Annotated in this window: 27 protein-coding genes; 20 read left to right on the top strand and 7 right to left on the bottom strand. The window is 70.0% G+C overall.

Annotation, left to right across the window (positions count from 1 at the left end):
* Positions 1–36: 36 nt before the first annotated feature.
* Genes F9C11_RS39545 through F9C11_RS39530 form a run of 4 tightly spaced genes read right to left on the bottom strand, consistent with a single transcriptional unit; the run spans position 37 to position 3,155 of the window.
* Complete coding sequence (locus F9C11_RS39545; protein ID WP_409182438.1) at positions 37–513, bottom strand: CoA-binding protein; 477 nt, start codon at positions 511–513, stop codon at positions 37–39.
* The gene (locus tag F9C11_RS39540) at positions 510–1,796 is read right to left on the bottom strand and encodes an O-acetylhomoserine aminocarboxypropyltransferase/cysteine synthase family protein (RefSeq protein ID WP_409182437.1); all 1,287 of its coding nucleotides are present in this window, start codon (positions 1,794–1,796) and stop codon (positions 510–512) included. The genes F9C11_RS39545 and F9C11_RS39540 overlap by 4 nt, the downstream gene beginning before the upstream one ends.
* An 11-nt stretch (positions 1,797–1,807) precedes the next feature.
* Positions 1,808–2,323 (bottom strand): GNAT family N-acetyltransferase, encoded by a 516-nt coding sequence (locus F9C11_RS39535; protein WP_409182436.1) that lies wholly within the window; start codon positions 2,321–2,323, stop codon positions 1,808–1,810.
* Between the two features lies 1 nt (position 2,324).
* Positions 2,325–3,155: a putative RNA methyltransferase gene (locus tag F9C11_RS39530; protein WP_409182435.1), complete on the bottom strand. Its 831-nt coding sequence runs from the start codon at positions 3,153–3,155 to the stop codon at positions 2,325–2,327.
* Between the two features lie 174 nt (positions 3,156–3,329).
* Here F9C11_RS39530 and F9C11_RS39525 point away from each other — a divergent pair, with 174 nt between their 5' ends.
* From F9C11_RS39525 to F9C11_RS39510, 4 genes are all read left to right on the top strand, one after another.
* Complete coding sequence (locus F9C11_RS39525; RefSeq protein WP_409182434.1) at positions 3,330–4,697, top strand: ammonium transporter; 1,368 nt, start codon at positions 3,330–3,332, stop codon at positions 4,695–4,697.
* Positions 4,694–5,032: a P-II family nitrogen regulator gene (locus F9C11_RS39520; protein WP_037358212.1), complete on the top strand. Its 339-nt coding sequence runs from the start codon at positions 4,694–4,696 to the stop codon at positions 5,030–5,032. The genes F9C11_RS39525 and F9C11_RS39520 overlap by 4 nt, the downstream gene beginning before the upstream one ends.
* Positions 5,033–5,035: 3 nt before the next feature.
* Positions 5,036–7,339, top strand: coding sequence for a [protein-PII] uridylyltransferase (locus tag F9C11_RS39515; RefSeq protein WP_409182433.1), 2,304 nt, complete (start codon positions 5,036–5,038; stop codon positions 7,337–7,339).
* Between the two features lie 141 nt (positions 7,340–7,480).
* Complete coding sequence (locus F9C11_RS39510; protein WP_409182432.1) at positions 7,481–7,858, top strand: hypothetical protein; 378 nt, start codon at positions 7,481–7,483, stop codon at positions 7,856–7,858.
* A 199-nt stretch (positions 7,859–8,057) separates the two neighbouring features.
* Here F9C11_RS39510 and F9C11_RS39505 read toward each other — a convergent pair whose 3' ends face one another.
* Together F9C11_RS39505 and F9C11_RS39500 are read right to left on the bottom strand one after the other, a co-directional pair.
* Positions 8,058–8,498 carry a MarR family winged helix-turn-helix transcriptional regulator gene (locus tag F9C11_RS39505; protein ID WP_409182431.1) on the bottom strand — a complete coding sequence of 147 codons (441 nt, stop codon included), beginning with the start codon at positions 8,496–8,498 and terminating at the stop codon, positions 8,058–8,060.
* Between the two features lie 9 nt (positions 8,499–8,507).
* Positions 8,508–10,301 carry an ABC transporter ATP-binding protein gene (locus F9C11_RS39500; RefSeq protein WP_409182430.1) on the bottom strand — a complete coding sequence of 598 codons (1,794 nt, stop codon included), beginning with the start codon at positions 10,299–10,301 and terminating at the stop codon, positions 8,508–8,510.
* Between the two features lie 209 nt (positions 10,302–10,510).
* On the opposite strand from F9C11_RS39500, the gene ffh reads away from it, so the two are divergent.
* Positions 10,511–12,049 carry a signal recognition particle protein gene (gene ffh / locus F9C11_RS39495; protein ID WP_409182429.1) on the top strand — a complete coding sequence of 513 codons (1,539 nt, stop codon included), beginning with the start codon at positions 10,511–10,513 and terminating at the stop codon, positions 12,047–12,049.
* A complete protein-coding gene (locus F9C11_RS39490) occupies positions 12,046–13,119 on the top strand; it encodes an amidohydrolase family protein (RefSeq protein WP_409182428.1) in 1,074 nt (357 codons plus the stop codon). Before ffh ends, F9C11_RS39490 begins: the two co-directional genes overlap by 4 nt.
* A gap of 21 nt (positions 13,120–13,140) precedes the next feature.
* On the opposite strand, the gene F9C11_RS39485 is transcribed toward F9C11_RS39490, so the two are convergent.
* Positions 13,141–14,262 (bottom strand): epoxide hydrolase family protein, encoded by a 1,122-nt coding sequence (locus F9C11_RS39485; RefSeq protein ID WP_409182427.1) that lies wholly within the window; start codon positions 14,260–14,262, stop codon positions 13,141–13,143.
* A 96-nt stretch (positions 14,263–14,358) separates the two neighbouring features.
* On the opposite strand from F9C11_RS39485, the gene F9C11_RS39480 reads away from it, so the two are divergent.
* From F9C11_RS39480 to F9C11_RS39415, 14 genes are all read left to right on the top strand, one after another.
* Positions 14,359–14,925 (top strand): CGNR zinc finger domain-containing protein, encoded by a 567-nt coding sequence (locus F9C11_RS39480; RefSeq protein WP_409182426.1) that lies wholly within the window; start codon positions 14,359–14,361, stop codon positions 14,923–14,925.
* Positions 14,926–15,001: 76 nt separating this feature from the next.
* Positions 15,002–15,724, top strand: coding sequence for a lysostaphin resistance A-like protein (locus F9C11_RS39475; RefSeq protein WP_409182425.1), 723 nt, complete (start codon positions 15,002–15,004; stop codon positions 15,722–15,724).
* Between the two features lie 88 nt (positions 15,725–15,812).
* A complete protein-coding gene (locus F9C11_RS39470; RefSeq protein ID WP_409182424.1) occupies positions 15,813–16,604 on the top strand; it encodes a lysostaphin resistance A-like protein in 792 nt (263 codons plus the stop codon).
* A gap of 190 nt (positions 16,605–16,794) precedes the next feature.
* On the top strand, positions 16,795–17,241 hold the full coding sequence (gene rpsP / locus F9C11_RS39465; RefSeq protein ID WP_409182423.1) for a 30S ribosomal protein S16: 447 nt from the start codon (positions 16,795–16,797) through the stop codon (positions 17,239–17,241).
* Positions 17,238–17,477, top strand: a complete 240-nt coding sequence (locus tag F9C11_RS39460) for an RNA-binding protein (protein ID WP_003103110.1) — start codon at positions 17,238–17,240, stop codon at positions 17,475–17,477. The genes rpsP and F9C11_RS39460 overlap by 4 nt, the downstream gene beginning before the upstream one ends.
* A gap of 26 nt (positions 17,478–17,503) precedes the next feature.
* Positions 17,504–18,019 (top strand): ribosome maturation factor RimM, encoded by a 516-nt coding sequence (gene rimM / locus F9C11_RS39455; RefSeq protein ID WP_409182422.1) that lies wholly within the window; start codon positions 17,504–17,506, stop codon positions 18,017–18,019.
* 10 nt (positions 18,020–18,029) lie between these two features.
* The gene (locus F9C11_RS39450) at positions 18,030–18,737 is read left to right on the top strand and encodes a hypothetical protein (protein ID WP_409182421.1); all 708 of its coding nucleotides are present in this window, start codon (positions 18,030–18,032) and stop codon (positions 18,735–18,737) included.
* Positions 18,738–18,741: 4 nt separating this feature from the next.
* Positions 18,742–19,488: a tRNA (guanosine(37)-N1)-methyltransferase TrmD gene (gene trmD / locus F9C11_RS39445; RefSeq protein ID WP_409182420.1), complete on the top strand. Its 747-nt coding sequence runs from the start codon at positions 18,742–18,744 to the stop codon at positions 19,486–19,488.
* A gap of 192 nt (positions 19,489–19,680) precedes the next feature.
* Positions 19,681–20,049 (top strand): 50S ribosomal protein L19, encoded by a 369-nt coding sequence (gene rplS / locus F9C11_RS39440; RefSeq protein WP_037366629.1) that lies wholly within the window; start codon positions 19,681–19,683, stop codon positions 20,047–20,049.
* A 31-nt stretch (positions 20,050–20,080) separates the two neighbouring features.
* Positions 20,081–21,007 carry a signal peptidase I gene (gene lepB / locus F9C11_RS39435; protein ID WP_409182419.1) on the top strand — a complete coding sequence of 309 codons (927 nt, stop codon included), beginning with the start codon at positions 20,081–20,083 and terminating at the stop codon, positions 21,005–21,007.
* A 95-nt stretch (positions 21,008–21,102) separates the two neighbouring features.
* Positions 21,103–21,891, top strand: coding sequence for a ribonuclease HII (locus F9C11_RS39430; RefSeq protein ID WP_409187078.1), 789 nt, complete (start codon positions 21,103–21,105; stop codon positions 21,889–21,891).
* The gene (locus F9C11_RS39425; protein ID WP_003096226.1) at positions 21,888–22,211 is read left to right on the top strand and encodes a DUF2469 domain-containing protein; all 324 of its coding nucleotides are present in this window, start codon (positions 21,888–21,890) and stop codon (positions 22,209–22,211) included. The genes F9C11_RS39430 and F9C11_RS39425 overlap by 4 nt, the downstream gene beginning before the upstream one ends.
* 241 nt (positions 22,212–22,452) lie before the next feature.
* Complete coding sequence (locus F9C11_RS39420) at positions 22,453–22,833, top strand: YraN family protein (RefSeq protein WP_409182418.1); 381 nt, start codon at positions 22,453–22,455, stop codon at positions 22,831–22,833.
* The gene (locus tag F9C11_RS39415; RefSeq protein ID WP_409182417.1) at positions 22,833–24,344 is read left to right on the top strand and encodes a YifB family Mg chelatase-like AAA ATPase; all 1,512 of its coding nucleotides are present in this window, start codon (positions 22,833–22,835) and stop codon (positions 24,342–24,344) included. The genes F9C11_RS39420 and F9C11_RS39415 overlap by 1 nt, the downstream gene beginning before the upstream one ends.
* Positions 24,345–24,589: the final 245 nt, after the last annotated feature.

The raw sequence follows: 24,589 nt of genomic DNA, 5'->3' as shown, positions 1-24,589 counted from the left end.
GTGGAGCTGGGTACCCGGCAACCGTAGCCGCCTTGGTCAGGGTGCGGTCTGCCGCCGGGAACTGATCACCCCGGTGTTGAACCCGGCGAGATGCAGCCCGCCCGCGAAGCGCGCGTGTTCGATCTTCACGCAGCGGTTCATCACCACGTCCAGCCCAGCCTCGCGGGCGCGGTCGGCCACCGGTTCGTGCCACAAACCGAGCTGGAGCCACAACGTCCGCGCCCCCGCGTCGATGACCTCCTCGGCCACCCCGGGGAGGTCGTCGTGCTTGCGGAACACGCTCACGAGATCCAGCTCGCCCGGCACGTCCGCCAGCGACGGATACACCGGCCGCCCCAGCAAGGTGTCCAGTCGCGGGTTCACGAAGTTGACTTCATACCGCGTCGAAGACAGCAGATACGTCGCCACGAAGTAACTCGGCCGCGCCGGATTCGCCGACGCGCCCACGACCGTCACCGATTTCGTGCGCCCGAGAAGACGCCGCCGCTCGACTGCTCCGACGTCGTAGCTCACGCGTTCACCGCCTTGCCGAGGGCCTGGTCGAGGTCCCACAGCAGGTCCTCGACGTCCTCCAGCCCGACCGACAGCCGGATCAGGTCCGCGCCCACGCCCGCCGCGGCGAGCTGGTCCTCGGACAACTGCGCGTGCGTCGTCGAGGCGGGATGGATCACCAGCGTCCGCGCGTCGCCGACGTTCGCCAAGTGCGACAGCAGTTCCACCGACTCCACGAACTTCTCGCCCGCCGCGCGCCCGCCCTTCACCCCGAACGAAAACACCGCGCCCGGCCCCTGCGGCAGGTACCGCGCAGCCCGCTCGTGGTCCGGATGATCCGGCAACCCGGCGTAGGACACCCACGCGACCCGCGGGTCCGCGTTCAGGTACTCCGCGATCGCCCGCGCGTTGACGACGTGCGCGTCCATCCGCTGCGGCAGCGTTTCCACGCCCTGCAGCAGCAAAAACGCCGAATGCGGCGACAGCACCGCGCCGATGTCGCGCAACTGCTCCGCGCGCAGCCGCGTGCAGAACGCGTACTCGCCGAAGTTCTCCCAGTATTTGAGCCCGCCGTAACTGTCGACGGTCTCGGTCATCCGGGGGAATTTTCCGTTGCCCCAGTTGAAAGTCCCGGCCTCGACGACGACCCCGCCGAGCGTCGTGCCGTGCCCGCCGAGGAACTTCGTGGCCGAGTGCAGGACGATGTCCGCGCCGTGCTCGATCGGACGGCAGAGGTACGGCGTGGCGAGCGTCGCGTCGACCACGAGCGGGATGCCGTGCGAATGCGCGAGATCGGCCAGCCCGGCGAGGTCCGCGATGGCGCCGCTCGGATTGCCGATCACCTCGGTGTAGATCAGCTTCGTGCGGTCGGTCACCGCTTTGGCGTAGTCCTCGGTGTCGCCGTGCACGAACGTCGTCTCGACGCCGAACCGCGCGAGCGTCCCGGTGAGCTGGGTGACCGTGCCGCCGTACAACCCGGCCGCCGACACGATGTGGTCGCCGGCCTCCGCGAGCGCGGAGAAGGTGAGGAACTCGGCCGCCTGCCCGCTGGCCGTCGCGACCCCGCCGATAGCGCCCTCGAGACTGGCGATGCGCTCCTCGAACGCCGCGACGGTCGGGTTGCCGATCCGGCTGTAGACGTTCCCGTACTTCTGCAGCGCGAACAGATTGGCCGCGTCGGCCGCGTCCTCGAACACGAAGCTGGTGGTCTGGTAAATCGGCACCGCACGGGCCCCGGTCGTGGGATCGGGAGTGCCGCCGGCGTGCAGGGCGCGGGTGCGGAAGCCCCAGGTACGTTCGCTCATCGAGCGCCACGCTAACCCAGCGCCGGGGGTGGCGGCCATTCCTCCCGGAGAGTGATCGGACGGGCTCTCCAGACCACGGCCAGCGCCGGATCCCCGCCCGGATCCGGTTCGATCCGCTCGACCGCGAAACCTTCCCGTTCATAGAACGCAGCGGCTCGCTCGTTGGCGGCGAAGTGCTCGATGCGCAGCTGGTCGACGCTGTGCGGCAGTTGGCTGGCGAGGGCGTCGAGCAGCCGCGGGCCCAGGCCGTGGCCGCGGTGCGCCGGGTCCAGGTAGAGCTTGTAGACGACGTGGTCCGGCCCGAGCTGCCCGACGCCCACGACGCGTCCGCCGATTTCGGCGACGACGACCCGACCGTCGGCCACGGCGGCCGAGAGATGTGCTTCGTTCCACCACTGGCGGACCTGACGCTGAGCCGCCGCTTCGCCGATCAGCGGCGTGTAGTGCGGCGGGATGTGCGTTTCGCCGAACCGGCAGATCGCCTCGACGTCGTTCAGTTCGGCTTTTCGGATCCGGCTGTCCGTCATGTCACGGACCTTCCACCCGCCGCCAAGTGCTCACCGAAACCGCCAACGTCACGTCCCGCCCCTCGGCCGCTTCGAGCCGCTCCCGACGCCCGTCCCGGTCCAGATGGAACCCTGCGGGCCCCATCGCGACCACATCCCGCACCTGAGCCGCGCTGAACGTCTGCGTCCGGACCACCTCCACCCCGGACTCCCGCGCGAACAACCCGCCCAACGCCGCTTCGAGCCGTTCTTCCTTCCGCGAGTCCACCGCGAGCACCAAATCGCCCAGCTCCGCGAGGTGTCCCGGCAACGGCGACGCCACCACCAGTTTCCCGCCCGGTTCGAGCACCCGGTGGAACTCCGCGGCGTTCCGGGGCGAGAACACGTCCAGCACCACCGAAGCCACCCCGTCGCGCACCGGCCACGGTTCCCACAGGTTCCACACCGCCGCGCCCAGCCGCGGATGTGCCCGGGCGGCCCGCCGCAACGCGATCGCCGACACGTCCAGCGCGAGTCCGACCGCGTCCGGCGCGGCGTCCAGTACTCGCGAGAGGTAGTAGCCCGGCCCAGCCCCGGCGTCGATGATCAATCCAGACGCGGCACCGGCCTCGGCGACCGCGTCGGCGAGCGGCTCGTACGCGCCCGAAGACAAGAACGCCGCCCGCGCGTCCACCATCGGCGCGGTGTCGGCCGTTCCCGCCGGGATGCGCGCGTGCAGGAGGTTGACGTAACCCTGCCGGGCCAGATCGAAGGCATGCCGCCGCTCGCAGCGCAGCGTCCGGCCGGTCAGCGAGACCGGCTCCGCGCACACCGAACAGCGCAGTGCATCAATCACCCGATCAGGCAAAGACATGACGGTATTCGACCATGAGGTTGCCTGACCGGACATTTCGCCCCGGGTCCGCGGAAACGTCCCCGTAACAACCACCGCACCGGAGTTCACGCGCGGGAAACGTGAACCGAAGCCTGGCGAAACACCCGCGGCCAACACTTCCTCTGCAGTTGCCCACGGCACGGGAGGACGATTGTGCTGAACGCCGGAGACACCGCCTGGGTGCTGATCAGCGCCGCGCTGGTCATGCTCATGACCCCGGGCCTCGCGTTCTTCTACGGCGGCATGGTCCGCGCGAAGAGCGTTTTGAACATGTTGATGATGAACTTCATCGCGCTCGCGATAGTCGGGGTGCTGTGGGTGCTCTTCGGGTTCTCGCTGTCCTTCGGCGACGACGCTTTCGGCGGCCTGGTCGGGAACTTCGACTACGCCGGCCTGTCGGACGCGTTCGGCAAGCTCGTCGGACTCGCCAGCGCGGGCCCGCCGCCCGTTCCGTGGCCCGGTCCGGACGCGCTGCCGCTGCTCGCGTTCTGCATGTTCCAGCTGATGTTCGCGATCATCACCCCGGCGCTCATTTCCGGGGCCATCGCGGATCGCGCGAAGTTCTGGGGCTGGACGCTTTTCGTGGCGATCTGGGTGATTGTCGTGTATTTCCCGGTCGCGCACTGGGTGTTCTCGTTCGACGGTTTCACCGGCAAGGATTCGGTGGGCGGCTGGATCGCCAACCAGCTCAAGGCGCTCGACTTCGCGGGCGGCACGGCGGTGCACATCAACGCCGGCGCCGCGGGTCTCGCCCTCGCGCTGGTGCTCGGCAAGCGCAAGGGCTGGCCGAAGGACACCGGACGGCCGCACAACGTCCCGTTCGTCCTGCTCGGCGCGTCGCTGCTGTGGTTCGGCTGGTACGGCTTCAACGCCGGTTCCGCGCTGGGCGCGAACGACCTCGCGGGCGTCGCGTTCACCAACACCACCGTCGCGACCGCGGCCGCGGTGCTCGGCTGGCTGCTGGTGGAACAGCTGAAGTTCGGCAAGCCGACCACGCTCGGCGCGGCCTCGGGTGCGGTCGCCGGGCTGGTCGCCATCACGCCCGCCTGCGGTTTCGTGAGCCCGCTCGGCTCGATCGCGATCGGCGTCATCGCCGGGGTGCTGTGCGCGCTGGCCATCTCTCTCAAGTTCCGCCTCGGCTTCGACGACTCCCTCGACGTCGTCGGCGTGCACCTCGTCGGCGGTCTCGTCGGCACCGTGCTGATCGGCTTCTTCGCCACCAAGAGCGTGAACTCGGCCGGCGCGGACGGCCTGTTCTACGGCGGCGGCTTCAAGCAGCTGGGCATCCAGGTGGTCGCTGCGCTTGCGGTACTGGGCTACTCGTTCATCATGACGTTGATCATCGGCTTCGCGATCAAGAAGGCGGGCGGGTTCCGCGTCAGCACCGAGCACGAGGTCAGCGGCATCGACGAGGGCCAGCACGCGGAGAGCGCCTACGACTTCACCGGCATGGGCGGGCTCGGCCACTCGACGACGTTCCCGGTCAAGCCCGTCACGAAACTCGAGGAGACCAAGGCATGAAGCTCATCACCGCGATCGTCAAGCCGTTCACGCTCGACGACGTCCGCTCCTCGCTGGAGCAGCTGGGCGTGCTCGGGATGACGGTGAGCGAGGTACAGGGCTACGGCAGGCAGAAGGGCCACACCGAGGTCTACCGGGGGGCCGAGTACTCGGTGGATTTCGTGGCCAAGCTGAAGATCGAGGTCGTGGTGGACGACGCCGTCGTCGAGAAGGTCCTCGACGCGGTGACGACCGCCGCGCACACCGGCAAGATCGGCGACGGGAAGGTCTGGGTGACGCCGGTGGAGACGGTCATCCGGGTCCGCACCGGCGAACGCGGCACGGACGCGCTGTAGCCGATGACCGACGGGGGAGAACTCGCCCGAGCCACTGCGCTGCTGCTCGAAGGACGGCACGGAGCGCCCGCACTGCGGACGTCCCTGGTCGATCTTTACGAGTTCTGGCTCGGGAAAGGAGCCGCGGCGGCCGGCGTCGACACTGCGGACCCAAGTGTCGCGCTGGTCGCCGTAGGGGGGTTGGGACGGCGGGAGCTGGTGCCGTACTCCGATCTCGATTTGGTGTTGCTGCACAACGGAAACAGTCAGATCGGGAAGATCGCCGACGCGTTGTGGTACCCGCTGTGGGACGCGCGGGTCGGCCTCGACCATTCGGTCCGCACCCCCGGCGAGGCGCTGAAGGTCGCCGCGGAGGACCTGCGCACCGCGCTCGGCCTCCTCGACGCCCGGCACCTCACGGGCGACCCGGGCCTCACCGAACGCCTCGCGTCCGCCGCCCGGGACCAGTGGCGGCGCACGGCCCGCAAACGCCTTCCGGAGCTGGCCGAATCCGTCCACACGCGGTGGCGGCGCAGCGGCGAGATCGCCCAATCCGCCGAACCGGACCTCAAACACGGCCGCGGCGGCCTGCGCGACTTCGGCGTGCTGGAAGCGCTCGCGGCCGGACAGCTCACCGCGCGGCCGGGCGAAGAACTGTTGGCAGCCAAGCAACTCCTGCTCGATGTCCGCACCGAACTGCGCCGCGAATCGCGTCGCGAACGAGACATCCTCGGTGCCGCCGACGCCGACGTCGTAGCGCACGAACTGGAACTGGGCGACCGATTCGCCTTGGCACGCAAGCTTTCCGGGGCGGGCCGAACCATCGCGTACGCCGTCGACGTCGCCCTTCGGTCCACTGTGGAACAACCACGCCCACGTTTCGGCCGACGCCCGGTCCGCCGCCCGCTGGCGGAGGGCGTCGTACTTCACGGCGACGAGGTCGCACTGGCCCGAGACGCACTCCCCGCCCGAGACCCGGCACTGTTGCTCCGCGCCGCAGCCGCCTCCGCGCGTACCCGAAAGCCCATCTCACCAGGTACTTTGCGCACCCTCGCGGAGTCCGCACCCGAACTGCGCGAACCGTGGCCGGACGACGCCCGCAACGCCCTCGTCGAGCTGTTGGGCGCGGGGGAGGGCCTGGTCGACGCGGTCGAAGCACTCGACCGCACCGGCCTGTGGGCGCGCCTGTTCCCGGAATGGGGTGCCGTACGCGACCTGCCGCCACGGTCGCCAGTGCACCAGTGGACGGTCGACCGGCACCTCGTCCAAGCGTGCGTCGAAGCAGCGAAACTGACCACCACCGTGTCGAGGCCAGACCTGCTGCTGATCGGCGCACTGCTGCACGACATCGGCAAGGGCCGCGAAGCCGACCACTCCGAGCTGGGCGCGAAGATCTCCGCCTCGGTAGCGCAACGCCTTGGCCTGCCGCCCGCCGACGTCGCGACAGTGTCCGCGATGGTCCGCCACCACCTGCTGCTGCCGCACACCGCGACCCGGCGCGACATCGGCGACCCCGCGACCATCTCGCGCGTGGTGAGAACCCTGGACCGCGACGTCGTCCTGCTGGAACTCCTGCACGCCCTCACCCGGGCCGATTCGCTGGCGACCGGCCCCGGCGTCTGGACCGACTGGAAGGACCGCCTGCTGGCCGAACTGGTCAGCGGCTGCGAGGAAGCAGTGCACGGCAAGGGGTTCACCCCGCCGGAGCCGCTGGACGACGACCAGCGCGAACTCCTCGCCGAGGCCGCCCGGACCGGCGTGGGCCAAATCCGGATCTCCGCACACGGCAAGGTCGTCACGGTCCTGCTGGCCGTGCCCGCGGATCGGGAACTGCTGGCCCCCGCGGCCGGAGTGCTGGCACTGAATTCGCTGGAGGTCCACTCCGCAGTCCTGCGCGAACACTGCGGCCGAGCAGGCGTGTTCACCGCGTCCCCGAAGTTCGGTTCGCTACCTGATCCCGCGCTGTTGCGGGAACAATTCGCCCGCGCGGTAGCCGGAACAATGCCGCTCACCCAACGCCTGGCCGCGAAGGAACGCGACTACGCCACCTCGTCGCCAGTAGAGGTCAAGCCGATGGTGCGCTGGTTCGACGACGAAACAAGCGGCCCGGACGCCGTCGTGCTCGAACTGCGCGCCGCCGACCAGATCGGCCTGTTGTTCCGCGTGGCGAGCGCCCTGCGCCGTGCCGAGGCCGACGTCCACTGGGCGAAAGCCGCGACCCTCGGAGGCGCGGTAGTCGACTCTTTCGCCCTCTCGCCGCGCTCCGGCCAGGTCACTCCGTCGTGGCGAGCGAGCATCACCGACGCCGTGCTGGCCGCGGTCTCCTGAAGGCCCTCACGGACAGCTGGTCAGCGCCAGCAGACCCGGCCGGATTGCGCCATCCGGGCTCACCCGTCCGGGGTGTCGGAAGCGACAACACCGGTTCCGGTGGCAGGATGGCAGGTCCGACCAGGGGGCGAGGTGAACGCGGTGCGAGGTCACGAGAACCTGCCCGAGCTTTCGCTGCCGCCGACAGTCGTGGCCGGGCACCTGAGAACCTGCGCCGAAGAACTCTCCGCCCTCCTCCGCGGCGACGGCTCCGCGGCCACCCTCAGCGAACTCTCCGAGGTTGTCACCCAACTGGTCGCCGGGCAACACGCCCTCTCCCACGCCCTGGCGGGTCTCGCCGGCCGGATGGACGTCCGCAACCCAGCGCTGGCCACCGTCTCGCCGTCGGAAGTAGAAGTCCTCACCGAAGTCCTCCAAGCCGCGGCCTGCGCGGTCAGCTGCTCCGCCGAGGAACTCTCCGACGCCGAACCGCTCTTCGAGTTCACGAGCGACTCCGCGGGCCCCGACACCCGCGTTTGAGTAGTTCTACTCAGCCCCGATTGAGGGACTTCACGCTGCCGCGCGCCCGCACCCGGACGGCAGACTTCTCGCCAACGCCGGGTGGTCGAGGGGGAACCGCTCCGCGTGCCCGCGGCGGAAGGCCTCCTGGGGAGGTGAGCTCTTCCGCCACGGTTCCGGGGACGGCCGTGGGGAGCGGCCGCCCCGGAACTCCCGGGCCTCAGGAATCCGCGATCCGCGTCAGCAGCCCGGCCGCGAGCCGGAGCAGTTCCCGTTCGGTGGGGCTGAGCGTCCGTTCGACGGCCGCGGCCAGCCAGTTCTCCCGCGCGATCGAGTAGGCGCGCAGCTCCCGCAGCCCGGCCGGGGTGATCTCGATCAGCGACCGCCGCCCGTCCGCCGGGTCCGGGGTGCGGCTGATCCATTCGCGTTCGGCGAGCGAGGCCAGGATCCGCGTCAGCGACTGCGGATGGATCCGCTCGGCCTCGGCCAGCTCGCCCGGCGTGTGCGTGCCGCCCCGGTACAGCCGCGACAGCACCGCCAGCACGGCCGGTCCCGGGGCGGGGGAGCCCGCCTCGGAGCGCATCCGCCAGTTCAGCCGCCCGACGCCCTCGCGCACCGCCCGCGCCAGCGTCGCCAGCTCGTCGGCGGATTCGGTCTGCATAAGGCCACATTAGGCGGTTTCTCCCCGCACCAGCGCGGCATACCTGCCGTCCGCCGCGAGCAGTTCCGCGTGCGTCCCCCGCTCGACGATCCGCCCGGCGTCCAGCACCGCGATCTGGTCCGCATGCTCCACAGTGGACAGCCGATGCGCGACGGCGATCGTCGTGCGGCCCGCGGCGAGCCGGTCCAGTTCCGCCTGCACGGCCCGCTCCGTGCGGTTGTCGAGCGAACTCGTCGCCTCGTCCAGGATCAGCACCGGCGGATTGCGCAGCAGGATCCGCGCGATCGCCATCCGCTGCTTCTCCCCGCCGGAAAACCGGTAGCCGCGTTCCCCGACCACCGTGTCGTAGCCCTCCGGCAGCGCGGCCAGCGTGTCGTGGATGTGCGCGGCTTTCGCGGCGTTCTCCAGCTCCTCGTCGGTGGCGTCCGGCTTCGCGAACCGCAGGTTGTCCCGGACCGACGCGTGGAACAGATACGTCTCCTGCGACACCAGCCCGACCCCGGCCGCCAGCGACGCGAGCGTGACGTCCCGGACGTCCGTCCCGTCCACGCACACCTTTCCCTCGGTCGCCTCGTACAGCCGCGCGACCAGGTAAGCGAGCGTCGTCTTCCCGGAACCCGTCGGCCCGACCAGTGCCGTCGTGGTCCCGGCAGGCACGTCGAGATCAATGTCGCGCAACGTCCATGGCCCCTCGTCGTCGTAGCGGAACGACACCCCGCGCATCGAAACGGCCCCGCCGCGGAGAACCAGCTCACGCGCGCCCGGCCGGTCGTCGATCTCCACCGGCAGATCGAGCACCTCGAAGATCCGCCCGAGCAACGCCTTCGCCGACGCGACGTTCTGCCCCACTGTCTGCATCGCCGTCGCCGGAGCGAGCAGCCGGTTCAGCATGCTGGTGAACGCGACGACAGTGCCCAGCGAAATCGGAGCCGCACCGCCAGCGAGTTCGAGCCCGGCCGCCCAGTAGACCAGGGCCGGAACGATCGTCAGGCTCATCGTCCTCGCCGCTCGCTGCCACCGCCCGGCCAGCGCGGCACTGCGTTCCAGCGCCGCGACCTCGCGCGACTCCTCGGCGAACCGGTCGCGCATCAGCTTCGCGTTGCCCATCGTCTTGGCCAGCAGCACGCCGGTGACCGACAGCGATTCCTCGACGATCGTGGTCAGCCGCGCCATCCGCCGTGTCCGGCCGCGGGCGAGCTTCCGCTGCTTGCCGCCGAGGCGCAGCGTGAACAGCAGGAACAACGGCACGACGACCAGCGACAACAGCCCCAGCTGCCAGTCCATGACCAGGATGGCCGCCGCGATCGCCAGCGCCGTGGTGCCGTTCTGCACGATCGCCGCGGCGGTCCCGGTCACGACGTTGTCCACGCCGCCGATGTCGTTGAACACCCGAGACAGCACCTCGCCGGTCTTGGTCCGGGTGTAGAAGCCCAGCGACATCCGCTGCAGATGGCTGTACACCGCCACCCGCAGCTCGTTCATCACGCGCTGGCCGATGGTGTTGGACAGCCCGGTGGTCCGCACGCTCAGCGCGCCGGACCCGAGCGCGGCGGCGATCATCCCGGCGGCCAGCAGGCTCACCAGCAGCGCGTCGCGGTGCGGCAGCGCGTCGTCCAGCATCTCCCGCAGCAGGAACGGCGGGGTCACGCCCAGCCCGGCCTGCAGGACCAGCAGCGCGCACAGCCCGGCCAGCGCGCTCCGGTGCGGCCGGAACAGGGCCGCGATGCGCCGGAACGGGACCGGTTCGTCCTCGTCTCCTGCCGGTTCGGCGAGCGTCGGACGCCGGGCAGTAGCTGATGTCATACGCCTATGTTTACTGAAGTGCCGAGGCTGGTCGAGCAGTTTTCGCGTGGTTGACCCGTTGCCGCTCGGCCAATTAGTACGCGCTTGCGTAGTACCCTTCCCGTACCCGTGAAGGCCAGGCAGCCGGGGCGGCTACCCTCGGAAGATGCCGGGGGTGCCGAGCACCGCCCGGCACGCGAACTTTCGACCCAGCTGGAGCGTGCACCCCCGTGTTCGACACCCTCTCCGATCGGCTCACCTCGGCCCTGCAGTCGCTCTCGCGCAAGGGCCGGCTGTCCGACGCCGACATCGACGCCACCGCGCGCGAGATCCGCATCGCGCTGCTGGAAGCGGACGTCGCGCTCCCGGTGGTCAAGGCGTTCATCGCGAAGATCAAGGACCGGGCGAAGGGCGCCGAGGTCTCCCAGGCGCTGAACCCCGCGCAGCAGGTCGTCAAGATCGTCAACGAGGAGCTCGTCGGCATCCTCGGCGGCGAGACGCGGCGGCTGCACCTGGCGAAGAACCCGCCGTCGGTGATCATGCTCGCCGGCCTCCAGGGCGCGGGTAAGACGACGCTCGCCGGGAAGCTGGCGATGTGGCTGAAGAAGCAGGGCCACGCGCCGATGCTGGTGGCCTGCGACCTTCAGCGGCCGAACGCGGTCACCCAGCTGCAGGTAGTCGGCGAGCGCGCGGGCGTCGTCACGTTCGCGCCGGAGCCGGGCAACGGCGTCGGCGACCCGGTCGACGTCGCCCGCCGCGCGATCGAAGAGGCCAAGCGCGCGCAGCACGACATCGTGGTGGTCGACACCGCCGGTCGCCTGGGTGTCGACGAAGAGCTGATGAAGCAGGCCGCGGACATCCGTGAGGCCGTGCAGCCGGACGAGGTCCTGTTCGTGGTCGACGCCATGATCGGTCAGGACGCGGTCACCACGGCCGAGGCGTTCCGCGACGGCGTCGGCTTCACCGGCGTGGTGCTCACGAAGCTCGACGGCGACGCCCGCGGTGGCGCCGCGCTGTCCGTGCGCGAGGTCACCGGCCAGCCGATCCTCTTCGCGTCCAACGGCGAGAAGCTCGAAGACTTCGACACGTTCCACCCGGACCGGATGGCCTCGCGCATCCTGGGCATGGGCGACGTGCTGACCCTGATCGAGCAGGCCGAACAGCACTTCGACCAGGAGCAGGCCGAACAGGCCGCGCAGAAGCTCACCAGCGGCCAGCTCACGCTGGAGGACTTCCTCGAGCAGATGCTCGCGGTGCGCAAGATGGGCCCGATCGGCAACCTGCTCGGCATGCTGCCCGGCGCGGGCCAGATGAAAGACCAGCTCGCCGCGGTCGACGACAAGCAGCTCGACCGGCTCCAGGCGATCATCCGCGGCATGACGCCCGCCGAGCGCGCCGACCCGAAGATCATCAACGGCTCGCGCCGGCTGCGCATCGCGAACGGCTCCGGCGTGACCGTCCGCGAGGTCAACGACCTGGTCAACCGCTTCTTCGAGGCGCGCAAGATGATGGCGCAGATGGCCGGCCGGTTCGGCTTCGGCGGAGGCGGCGGGAGCAAGAACCGCAAGGGCAAGAAGGGGAAGAAGGGCAAGAAGGGCCCGACGCAGCCGAAGATGCGCGGCGGGCTGCCCGGCGGCATGCCGATGCTGCCCCCCGGCGGCGGGATGCCCGGCGGGATGCCGGACCTGTCCCAGCTCGGCGGCATGAACGACGTGCCCGGCTTCGACCCGTCCAAGTTCAAGCTGCCGAAGGACCCGAAGAACAATTGAGCCCGCTGCACCTGTCCGGCACTGTCCTCCCCGACGGCGAACCGCGTGACCTCTGGATCCACGACGGAAAGCTGTCCTTCGAGCCGATTCCCGGCGCGGAAACGCTGGCAGGCGGCGGATTCGTGGTCCCCGGGCTCGTCGACGCGCACTGCCACCCGGGCCTCGGCCCGAGCGGCGGGCTGTCGGTGGAGGAGGCGGCGGACCAGGCCGCGACCGACCGCGACGCGGGCACGCTGCTGATCCGCGACTGCGGCCTGCCGCTCGACGTCCGGCCGCTGCAATCGCGCGCCGACCTGCCCACGATCATCCGCTGCGGACGCCATCTGGCCCTGCCGAAGCGGTATCTCCCCGGGTTCGCGATTGAACTGGACGACCCGGCTTTGCTGCCCGAAGCGGTCGCCGAACAGGCCCGCGACGGCGACGGCTGGGTCAAGCTCGTGGGCGACTGGATCGACCGCGGCCAAGGCGACCTCGCCCCGCTGTGGCCGGACGACGTGCTCGCCGAAGCCATCCAGGTTGCCCACGACCTCGGCGCACGCGTCACCGCACACGTCTTCGGCGAAGCGGCGTTGCCGGGTTTGATCGGCGCGGGCATCGACTGTCTCGAACACGGCACCGCGCTGTCGTCAGACCAACTCGCCGAACTCGCGCGCCGCGACGTCGCGTTGGTGCCCACGCTCATCAACATCGAGAACTTCCCGGGCATCGCGGACAAGGCAGGCAAGTACCCGACGTACGCGGCCCACATGCGTGCACTGCACGCCGGTGTGGCCGACATGGTGTCCTCGGCCGTCGAAGCGGGCGTACGCGTCTTCGCGGGCACGGACGCGGGCGGCATGGTCGCGCACGGCCGTATCGCCGACGAGGTCGAAGCGCTCCACCGCGCGGGAATGTCGCGTACGCAGGCTCTCGCGAGCGCGTCGTGGGAAGCCCGCGAATGGCTGGGCCACCCCGGCATCGAACACGGCGCACCGGCCGACCTGATCGTGTACGCCGACGACCCGCGCGCCGATCTCGCCGCCCTGCACCACCCGACCCACATCGTCCTGGGCGGCACCGTCTTCCACTGAGCACCCGCGCGCACGGACTCCTCAGCGGAAGAGGCGGAAGAATCCGCGTACCTGGTCGACCAGTGATTCCGGTTGTTCCAGTGCGGCGAAGTGGCCGCCTCGGGGCAGTTCCTCGAACCAGCGCAGGTCGGTGAACCGCAGTTCGGCCTCGCGTCGCGATGGGCGGGTGATGTCGCGTGGGTAGATCGACAGCCCGGACGGGGCGGTGACCTGGTCCCGGAAATGGGCGAAGCTTTCCCAGTACAGGCGTGCCGAGGATGTGGCCGACGCGGTGAACCAGTAGACGGAGATTTCGTCGAGGATGGTCTGCCGGGATAGCGCGTCCTCGGGGTGTCCGTTGTTGTCTGTCCAGGCCCAGAATTTCTCGGCGATCCAGGCGGCTTGGCCTGCTGGGGAGTCGGTGAGGGCGTAGCCGAGGGTCTGCGGCCGGGTGGACTGGATGGCGGAGTAGCCGCGGCCGGTGCGTTGCATCTCTTTCTCGGCTTGGAGGTTCGCCAGTTCGGCGGGTGTCGGGTCGGCGAAGGCGCCCGCGGCCACGGATCCCAGGTTCAGGTGGACGGCGGCGACGCGTTCGGGCGCCGCTTCGCCGAGCGCGCCGGACACTGCCGAGCCCCAGTCGCCGCCCTGTGCTCCGTAGCGGTGGTAGCCCAGCGAGGCCATCAGCGTGTCCCAGGCGCGTGCGATGCGGGTGACGCCCCATCCGGTCGTGGACGGTTTGTCGCTCCAGCCGTAGCCGGGCAGCGACGGCGCGACGACGTGGAACGCGTCCGCCGGGTCGCCGCCGTGCGCGCGGGGGTTGGTCAGCGGGCCGAGGATTTCGAGGAATTCGAGCACCGAGCCCGGCCACCCGTGTGTGAGCACGAGGGGGAACGCGTCCGGTTCCGGCGAGCGGGCGTGCAGGAAGTGGATGCCCAGTCCGTCGATCGTGTCGCGGTATTGCGGGTAGGCGTTCAGCCGCTTGGCGAATCCGAAGTCGTAGTCCTCGGCCCAGCTGCGGCACAGTTCCCGCGCGTACGCCAGCGGCAATCCTTGGGACCAGTCGTCCACCGGCTCGGGCTCGGGCCACCGCGTCCGGCGCAACCGTTCCCGCAGGTCCGCGATCTCGGCGTCAGTGACGCTGACCTTGAACGGCTCGGCGGCCATGGTGGGCTCCTTTACGGGTTTTTCTCTCCGAGTACCGTGTGACACGTGAGAGCGGCTATGAGTGTCACAGTAAAGACCGGTGAGGAGACACGTCAAATGCTTGATGCGTGTTACACCGCCTCGGCGGTCCAGACGGCCGTCGACCTGGCCAACACCCTGCGGCCGGTCAAGGGCGAGGACGCGCTCGAGACCGTGGAACAGCTCCGGGACTTCCTCGCCGACCACCCCGCGGGCAATCCTCAGAGGACCGGCCTACGCCAGCTCACCCGCGCTGACCTGGCAGAAGTCCGCGCGGTGCGCGAGACAGTGCGTGAGGTGCTGGAGCTAGCGAGCGCGGACCCTGGCGAAGCTGCGGCTCTGCTCAACGACGGTCTGCGACACAGCCGTGCCACCCCGGTACTGCGCCACGAGGACGACCGCTGGCGGACCGAGGTGACCTCCGACACCGACCGCTGCGCGGCGCACCTTGCCGCGACCACGCTCAGTGCACTGGCCTCCGTGATCGCCACGCTCGGCCCCACCCGTCTCGGCGTCTGCGCCGGACCGACCTGCCGCGCCACTTTCGTGGATCTCTCACGCAACGGCTCGAAGCAGTACTGCACCCGCACCTGCGCGCACCGGGCCAGCGTCGCGGCCTACCGGAGCAGGCGCAGCGCACGTTGAAGCACCCGCCGTGCGCCGGGAGAAACGAGGCGACCCCGCCTCGATGCGCCACAGCACAGGCACATAGCGTGAACCCGTGGCCGAAGACGGTGGGGGAAAGCGAATTCTGGGCGCGCACTGGGCGTTCGCCGCGTTCTTTTTCGGAGTAGCCGGCTACTACCTCGTCACCCTCCTCACCGCGGCCGCGTTCAACCGGCACGTCGGCGAGGACGACCCGGTCGAGGCGTACGCGGGACCGTTGCTGCTGCTGGCGTTCCTGCCGAACCTGGTCCTCGGCCTCGGCCCGGCGATCTCCTCGCTGCGGTACGGCTCCGGCCTCGAACGCGACTTCGGCCTCCGCACGCGGGGCCGCGACCTCCGCGTCGGCCTCGCCTGCGGCCTGCTCGCGCTCGTCGTCGGCTTCGTGCTGAACGCCGCCGAGATCGCGGTCTTCGGCGGCGACGAGGTGTCCGACAGCCCGCTCACCGACCTGCCCGACGTGTCCGGCGGCAGCCCGGTCTGGCTCGTCGCGACCGCGCTGGTGCTGGTGGTCGCCGTCCCGCTCACCGAGGAACTGCTTCTGCGCGGCGCGCTGTGGAACGCCCTGCTGCACTACAAGATCCCGCCGTGGGTCGTGCTGGTGCTCACCTCCCTGGTGTTCGCGCTGCTGCACGGCGAGACCACGCGCACGATCGCGCTGTTCGGCCAGGGGCTGGTCCTCGGGCTGGCGCGGCATTATTCGGGCCGGACCTCGGCGAGCGTGCTCGCGCACGCGGCCAACAACCTGCCGCCAGCCGTGCTTCTCTTCACCGGACATTGAGGGAAACCGGTGACCGGTCGAGTACTGTGCGAAACCATTTCGGCCGCTAGGCTCGACCGGTGAGCAGAGCGAGCACGGGGAGGCGGGCGTGACCACATCACAGCCCCGTGAACCACTTTCTCGCGCGCTCACCCCGGAGGACTTCGTGGCCGAACCGACCGCGTTTCCGGCGCACCGCTGGGGATTCGGGGCGTTCCTGCTGGTCGAAGCCGTATTGCTGGCGTCGGCCGCGTTCATCGGCGCGTTGTCCGGTCCGACCGCCCCTGGCCGGCCGCTGCCGATCAGCACGGTGCTGCTCGGCACGATGCTGCCCACCATGATCGCCGCCGGAGCCGCGGTGCTGATCACCGTCGTGCGCGGCAACGGCCCGAAACTCGACCTGCGGCTCGAATGGCGCTGGGCGGACGTCTGGACCGGGCTCAAATTCGGCATGCTCGGCCTCGTGCTCACCTCGCTGAGCGCCTACGTGTGGACCCAGCTGGTCGGCACGGCGGACGCGACCTCGGCGATCAGCGCGCTGGTCGACGACCGCAAGATGTCCGTGCCCGCCGCCGCGGTGATGTTCGGCTACCTGTGGCTGCTCGGGCCGATCTGCGAGGAGATCATCTACCGCGGCCTGCTCTGGGGCGCGGTCGAACGGCTGCAGTGGCGCAGCGAGCGCTTCGGCCGGGTCGCCGCGTTCCTGCTGTCCACCGCGGTGTTCGCGGCCAGCCACCTGGAACCGCTGCGCACCACGCTGCTGCTGGTGATCTCCATCCCGATCGGGCTGGCCCGGCTGTCCACCGGAAGGCTCGCGGGCAGCATCGTCGCGCACGCGGTCAACAACTTCCTCCCGGCGGTCGCGATCCTGCTCGGCGCGCTCGGCGTCGCGTCCTTCTGACGCTGGTCACGCCCGCCTAACCGGGGCCTTGTGCGTGCGCCGCGCCGGGCATCTGGCAGAATGTTTGCTTGCCCGCTTCCGCCGGACCCTCTCGCCGTGTGGAAGCTCCTGACCTCCGGGCGTCGCAAGCCTGTCCCCACGGGCTCCGCGCGCGTCCTGCACCACACAGCACTGAGGAGTACCCACACCCGTGGCCGTCAAGATCAAGCTGCAGCGCCTCGGCAAGATCCGTGCGCCGTACTACCGCATCATCATCGCCGACGCGCGCACCCGCCGGGACGGCAAGGCCATCGAGACGATCGGCAAGTACCACCCGAAGGAAGAGCCGAGCTTCATCGAGGTCGACACCGAGCGGGCGCAGTACTGGCTGGGCGTCGGCGCGCAGCCGACCGAGCCGGTCCAGCGCATCCTCGAGATCACCGGCGACTGGCAGAAGTTCAAGGGCCTGCCGGGAGCCGAGGGCACCCTGAAGGTCGCCGAGCCGAAGCCGTCCAAGCAGGACCTGTTCAACGCGGCGCTGGCCGCGGCGGGCGAGGAGCCCTCCACCGAGGCCGTCACGCCGAAGAAGAAGTCGGCCCCGAAGAAGGCCGACAAGGCCGAGGCCGGCGAAGCGGCCGAGGGCGAGAAGTCCGAGTGAGCTTCCTCGCCGACTCCCTCGAGCACCTGGTGCGCGGGATCGTCGACAACCCGGACGAGGTCCGGGTCGAGCTGCTGACCACGCGTCGTGGCCGCACGCTCGAGGTGCACGTCCACCCCGACGATCTCGGCAAGGTGATCGGCCGGGGCGGGCGCACCGCGACCGCTCTGCGCACCGTGATGGGCGGCATCGGCGGCCGCGGCGTCCGCGTGGACGTCGTCGACACCGATCGCTGACCCGAGATTCTCGGAAACGGTCAGGTATGGACGTCGTAGTCGGCCGTATCGCGAAGGCGCACGGCATCCGCGGCGAGCTCGCGGTCGACGTGCGCACGGATTCGCCGCGGGAGCGGTTCGCGATCGGTGCGGTCGTCACGACGAAGCTGCGCGACGGCAGCACGAGAGAACTCACCATCGCAGCCGCCCGCGAACACAGCGGGCGGCTGCTGGTGCGTTTCGAGGAAGTGCTCACGCGCGACGTCGCGGAAACCCTGCGCGGCGCCCTGTTGCTGGCGGACACTGACGCGCTGCCCCCCACCGGCGACCCGGACGAGTTCTACGACCACGAACTGGCCGGTCTCCGCGCCGAACTGACGGACGGGACGGTCGTCGGCAAGGTCGTCGAAGTGGTCCATTCGCCGGCCGGGGAATTGCTCGAACTCGATCACGACGGACGCTCGGTGTTGGTACCTTTCGTCCGCGCCATCGTCCCGGTGGTGGACGTCGCGGGGGGCCGGGTCGTGCTCGATCCGCCCGAAGGCCTCCTCGACGCTGACTGAGGGGGAGTTCGTGAAGTTCTGGATCAAGGCCGCCTTCGCGGCAGTTCTGGCCACCGCTTTCGCCGCGCCGCCCGCGCAGGCCGCTTCGCCGGCGTACGGCGACTTTTCGCTGATGTTCCAGCGCAGCGCCGGCCAGTACGCACCGCCGGGGGAGAAGGCGTTCCAGTGGGCCTGGTCGCCGCAGTCGGCCACCGAATCGCAGATCACCTGGGGCGACCCGGTCACGTGGCCGCCGGCGACCGCCGAGCACTTCGTCCGCTCGGGCGACTGGGTGCTGATCGACGGCTGGGACGGCAACGGCACGTACTACTCGGAGCGGGTCACCGAAGAGTTCGCGTGCACCGGTTCCACCTGCACGCCGATCCCCTCCGACGGCGGCCGCCAGCACTACGTGCGCTGGACCGTGCCGTCCGCCGACTACCGGCTCATCGCGCGCGGCACGATCACCGAGCAGAGCTCGGGCAAGGTCGTGCACTTCGAACATCTGCAGACCTGGGGCGCGCCCGCTCCGTGCTCCAGCGCCCGCTTCGGGGCGCGGACGTGCATCACGCAGACCGAGACCTGGTCGGACGACAACGGGCTGCCCGCCGGGTCGCCGATCCGCAAGACGCTGCACCGCAGCATGAAGATCGCGAAGGGGCTCGGCATGGCCTTCGCGATCGACCAGGACTTCCCGAGCCCTTGGCACGCCCAGGCCACCGAGTACTGGAACTGGTAACCGCTTGCGCATCGACGTCGTCACCATTTTCCCCGAGTACCTGGACCCGCTGCGCGCCGCGCTGCTGGGCCGGGCGATCGACCGCGGCCTGATCGAGGTCGGCGTGCACGACCTGCGCGACTGGACCCACGACGTGCACCGCGCGGTCGACGACGCGCCGTACGGCGGCGGCCCCGGCATGGTCATGAAGCCGCAGATCTGGGGCCCGGCACTGGACGACGTCTGCGGCGAAGGGACCCGGCTCGTCGTCCCGACCCCGGCGGGCAAACCGTTCACCCAGGAACTGGCGCACGCCTACGCCGAGGAAAAGCACCTGGTGTTCGCCTGCGGCCGCTACGAGGGCATCGACCAGCGGGTCGTCGACGACGCGGCCCGCCGGATGCCGGTCGACGAGGTGTCCATCGGCGACTACGTGCTGGTCGGGGGAGAGGCCGCGGTGCTGGTGATCGTCGAGGCGGTGGTCCGGCTGCTGCCCGGCGTGCTCGGCAACGCGCGCTCGGCCGCCGAGGACTCGTTCTCCGACGGCCTGCTCGAAGGCCCCAGCTACACCCGCCCGGAGGTGTGGCGCGACCTGGCGGTGCCGGACGTGCTGCGCTCGGGCAACCACGCGCTGATCGACCGCTGGCGGCGCGACCAGGCACTGGAACGCACCGCGCGGCGGCGGCCGGATCTGCTGGCCCGGCTGCCCGAGGGCAGCCTGGACAAGCGGGACCGCGAGGTGCTCGAAGGGCTGGACGAGGATCCCAGCTAGACCCCCTGGCTTGGTGGCCAGCCACCAATGTCATAATGATTCGGTTGGCGTGACGCGCGACCGTTGGCACCTGTCAGGTGTCGATAACCGCGACGCCGATTGTGAATGCCATCAGCCCCGGGCTAGTCGCAGTGAGCTTCACTGCGCGCTCAAGCTGTACGTAAGCCACACGAATACGAGGACGGACCACCGATGAACACCCTGGACGCGCTGGACGCGCAGTCACTGCGTTCCGACATCCCGGACTTCCGCCCCGGCGACACGCTCAAGGTGCACGTCCGCGTCATCGAGGGCAACCGCGAGCGCAACCAGGTCTTCCAGGGCGTCGTGATCCGCCGTCAGGGCGGCGGCATCCGGGAGACCTTCACCGTGCGCAAGGTTTCGTTCGGCGTCGGCGTCGAGCGCACCTTCCCGGTGCACTCGCCGAACCTGTCGCAGGTCGAGGTCTTCAAGCGCGGCGACGTCCGCCGGGCGAAGCTGTACTACCTGCGCGAGCTGCGCGGCAAGAAGGCCAAGATCAAGGAGCGCCGCGAGAACCGCGAGACCACCTCCGCCTCCTGAGTGACGAGCCGGTTACCGGTAGCCTGGCGACGTGGTCGAACCTGTGTCGCGGAACGCCGATGAGGACGGCCCCGAACGCCCGGAGGAGGACCAGGAACGGTCCGGCGGGCGTCGGGGGTCGCACCGGCGGGGCAAGTCCTCGAAAAAGCGGTCGTTCTGGAAGGAACTGCCGATCCTGATCGTGATCGCGCTGGTGCTCACGATCGTGATCCAGGCGTTCCTCGCCAAGGTCTACATGATCCCGTCGGGGTCCATGGAGTCCACGCTGCACGGCTGTCCCGGCTGCACCGGCGACCGGATCCTGGTCGACCGCGTCACCTACGACTTCACCGACCCCTCCCCGGGGGACGTGATCGTGTTCAAGGGCCCGCCCGCGTGGACCGAGAACGAGATCGCGCCGCAGGAGTCGAGCAACATCGTCGTGCGCGCGCTGCGCGGGCTCGGCTCGCTGGTCGGCTTCGCGCCGCCGGACGAGCGGGACTTCGTCAAGCGCGTCATCGCCACCGGCGGCCAGACCGTCCAGTGCTGCGACGACCGCAACCGGGTGATCGTCGACGGCAAGGCCCTCGACGAGCCCTACATCCACTGGGAAGACCCGAATCACCGCGTGCAGGAGTCGTTCGCGCCGGTGAAGGTCCCGCAGGGCGCGGTCTGGGTGATGGGCGACAACCGCAACAACTCCGCCGACTCGCGCTACCAGGGCGGCGGCGGACCCAACGGCGCGGTGCCGGTGGACGACGTCATCGGCAAGGCCCGCGTCATCGTGCTGCCGCCGAGCCGCTGGGGCGGGATTTCGGACCACAATCCGCAGCAGAACGCCCAGCCGGTCGCGCTCGGCGCGCCCGCGTGGCAGCAAGGGCTGCCGCTCGGCATCGGCTTCGCCACCGCGGTGCCGACGCTTTTCGTCGGACGCCGGTTGAAGGCAGGCCTCCGCAAGGCGGCCGGCCGGAGACGGTAAGCGGTGCGTTCCGTCGTCCGCGACTCCCGGGTGGTGTTTCGGTGACTCTCCCTCCTCCCCGTACTCCGGCAGAACCGCTGCGCCCGCCGCGGGCAGTGGTGCGCGGCGAGCTGTTCTGGGGTCTGCAAGGCGCACTCGAACGCCGCGGTCTCGGCCCGGTCGCCGGGGTAGACGAGGCCGGTGCGGGAGCCTGCGCGGGCCCGCTCGTGGTGGCTTCCTGCGTGCTCCGTCCCGGCGACGCCGCGCGATTGCCCGAGCTGACCGATTCGAAAATGCTCACCGCGAAGGCCCGGGACCGGGTTTACGACCGTGTCCTGCAACGCGCCCTCGACTACTCGGTGATCGTCATTCCCTCCGAGCAGGTGGACCTGCTGGGCATCCGGGTGATGAACCTGGAGGGCATGCGCCGCGCCGTCGCCGGTCTGCGCACCCATCCCGGATACGTCCTCACCGATGGCTTCCCCGTTCCCGGCATCCCCGCGCCGAATGTCGCGGTGATCAAGGGAGACCGCAGTGTCGCGAGCATCGCGGCGGCGTCGGTGCTGGCGAAGGTGACGAGGGACCGGATCATGGCCGGCCTGCACGAAGAGTTGCCGGTGTACGGGTTCGACGTGCACAAGGGCTACAGCACCTCGGACCATCTGGCTGCGCTGAGTGAGCACGGCCCGAGCCCGGTGCACCGCTGGTCCTACACGAATGTCGCCACCGTCGCGCTCGCGCACGGACTCACTGCCCCGCATCCGGTCGTGCTCACCTACGCTGCACTGGAGAATGCCCTGGAAAAAGCGGGCGGGCCGGTCCGTGCCCCGGGCCGCTCGGTGGGTAAGAATGAACGCTCCGCCGCCGGAGCAGGACGAATGCGAGGAGGGGCGCGGATTTCATGAGCGCAGAGGATCTCGAGAAGTACGAGACCGAGATGGAGCTCTCGCTGTACCGCGAGTACCGCGACATAGTGGGCCAGTTCTCGTACGTGGTGGAGACCGAGCGGCGGTTCTACCTGGCCAACGCGGTGGACGTCCAGGTCCGCGACGGCGGGGGCGAGGTGTATTTCGAGGTGCGCATGTCGGACGCCTGGGTCTGGGACATGTACCGCCCCGCCCGGTTCGTGAAACACGTCCGGGTGATCACCTTCAAGGACGTCAACGTCGAAGAACTGGACAAACCCGACCTGCGGCTCCCCGAGGACGGCCCGTTCTCGGGCTGATCCCCGCTTCGGCCACAAGGCCACCCGGCACTTGCCGGGTGGCCTTCGTCGTTCTCCAGCCCCCCGCACACCGCACCGACAATCCGGCTGACTTTCTCCCTCTCCGGCCAGTGCTGATCCACAACCCCCGGGTTATCCACAGCTGCGCTGAATTCCCCTGGCGCGGGGTTTGATCACGCTGCGATGGTGACAGCACACGCACCGTGATCGGCGGTGCTCACGCTTGTCCGAGGGGGACACCATGAACGACGGCCCGCACCCCGGCGCGCATTGGCGCCGGACGTTCGGCCGCTGGGGTGAGGACCTGGCCGCCCGGCATCTGCAGGCCGCCGGCATGGTCCTGCTCAGCCGCAACTGGCATTGCCGCGAGGGCGAACTGGACCTGGTCCTGTCCGAGGGCGACCGGGTGATCTTCTGCGAGGTCAAGACTCGCTCCAGCACCGCCTACGGCACTCCGGCGGAGTCGGTCACTCCGGACAAGATCGACCGCGTCCACCGAGCCGCCATGCGCTGGCTGAAGGAACACCGGGTCGGCTGGTGCCGCGTCCGCTACGACGTCGTGACCGTCTACGCGCCGGCCGGCGAAGAGCCCGTCGTCCGGCATCTGGTCGGAGCTTTCTGATGCCCCACGCCAAAACCTGGTCCGTCGCGTTGCTCGGCATCGAAGGCCGCGTAGTGGAAATCGAAGCCGACCTGGGCGGCGGCCTGAGCCGGGTCACGCTGGTCGGCCTCCCCGACGCTGGCCTCCGCGAAGCGAAGGACCGAGTCCGCTCGGCAGTCCGCAACTCCGGCCAACCCTGGCCGGACGGCAAAATCACGCTGGCCCTGTCGCCCGCCAACCTCCCGAAAATGGGCTCCGGCTACGACCTGGGCATCGCCGCCGCGGTCCTGGCCGCCATCGGCGCTGTCCCAGCCCGCAAACTCCTGCACACGATCCTGCTGGGAGAACTGGCTCTGGACGGCCGAATCCGCCCCGTGCGCGGGGTCCTCCCCGGCCTGCTCGCCGCCAAAGCCGCGGGCCACGAACGCGCCGTGGTCCCCACCGAATCGCTGGTGGAAGCCGCCCTGGTGGACGGCTTGGAAGTCTCCGGAGCAACCCGCCTGGCCGAACTCATCGCCTGGCTCAAAGACGAAGGCGAACTGGAACCGCCCGCCGCCCCTGCCGCGGCCGCCCCCGCGGCAGTCCCCGATCTGGCCGACGTAGTAGGCCAGCCAGAAGCGAGATGGGCCCTGGAAGTCGCCGCGGCGGGCGGCCACCACCTCCTGCTGACCGGCCCGCCCGGAGTCGGCAAAAGCATGCTCGCCAGACGCCTCCCCGGCCTGCTGCCTGATCTGTCTCCGGAGGAGTCCCTGGAAGTAACCGCCATCCACTCCGTAGACGGCTCCCTGTCGAAGTCGTCGCCCCTGGTGAAAGTCCCGCCGTTCGTCGCCCCGCACCACTCGATCAGCCCGCCGGCCCTCATCGGCGGCGGCACCGGCCTGGCCGCCCCCGGTGCCATCAGCCGTGCCCACCGAGGGGTCTTGTTCCTGGACGAGGCCTGCGAATTCGGCAACCAGCGCCTCGACTCGCTCCGCACCGTCCTGGAAGAAGGCGAAGTCCGCATCGCCCGCGCCAAAGGCGTCGTCCGCTATCCCGCCCAGTTCCAGCTTGTGCTCGCCACCAACCCGTGCCCCTGTGCTCCGCCCCGAGAAACCGACTGCACCTGCTCAGTCACCACCCGCCGCCGCTACCTGTCCCGCCTCTCCGGCCCTCTCCTGGACCGAGTAGACCTCCGCGTCCGCCTGCGCCCCCTGACCGCCATTTCCGCGCACCAATCCACCACCCCCGAACCGTCCTCAACGGTCCGAGCCCGAGTCCTGGCCGCCCGAGACCGCGCCAAACACCGCTGGCGAGAACACGGCTGGCAATCCAACACCGAAGTCCCCGGCCCGGTCCTGCGCCGAGATTTCGCGCTGCCGCCGCCCGCCACCGCAGTACTGGACCGAGCACTGGACCGCGGCCTGCTGACCGCCCGAGGAGCCGACCGATGCCTGCGCATCGCCTGGACCTTGGCCGACCTGGCCGCCCTGCCCCAACCCGACACCGACCACGTCACCGCGGCCCTGGACTTCCGAGAACGCAAAACCGGCTGACCCCGTCCCGGGAGCACCGAACTCCACGCCAAGCCCGGCCCTCGAAACCCGGTGGCAGCAGCTCGCTCGGCCCAGCGGCAGGGTCCGCCCTCTATGGACCGCTGTTCTGCCATCGAGCCTTGGCCGCGGGTGTCTCGTCGCTCGACCCTGCCCGACCGCTTCCGGCTCGGGTTTCGCGCGGCTTGGGCATTGCCGCGGCGGATCGCCCGGCCGCGGCAGGTGGTTCTGGTGCTCCGCTCAGCCGC

This window comes from Amycolatopsis sp. VS8301801F10 (assembly GCF_046195355.1).
GTDB lineage: Bacteria > Actinomycetota > Actinomycetes > Mycobacteriales > Pseudonocardiaceae > Amycolatopsis.
The sequence above is the reverse complement of the archived record's forward strand: the minus strand, read 5'-3'. Positions and strand labels throughout refer to the sequence as shown.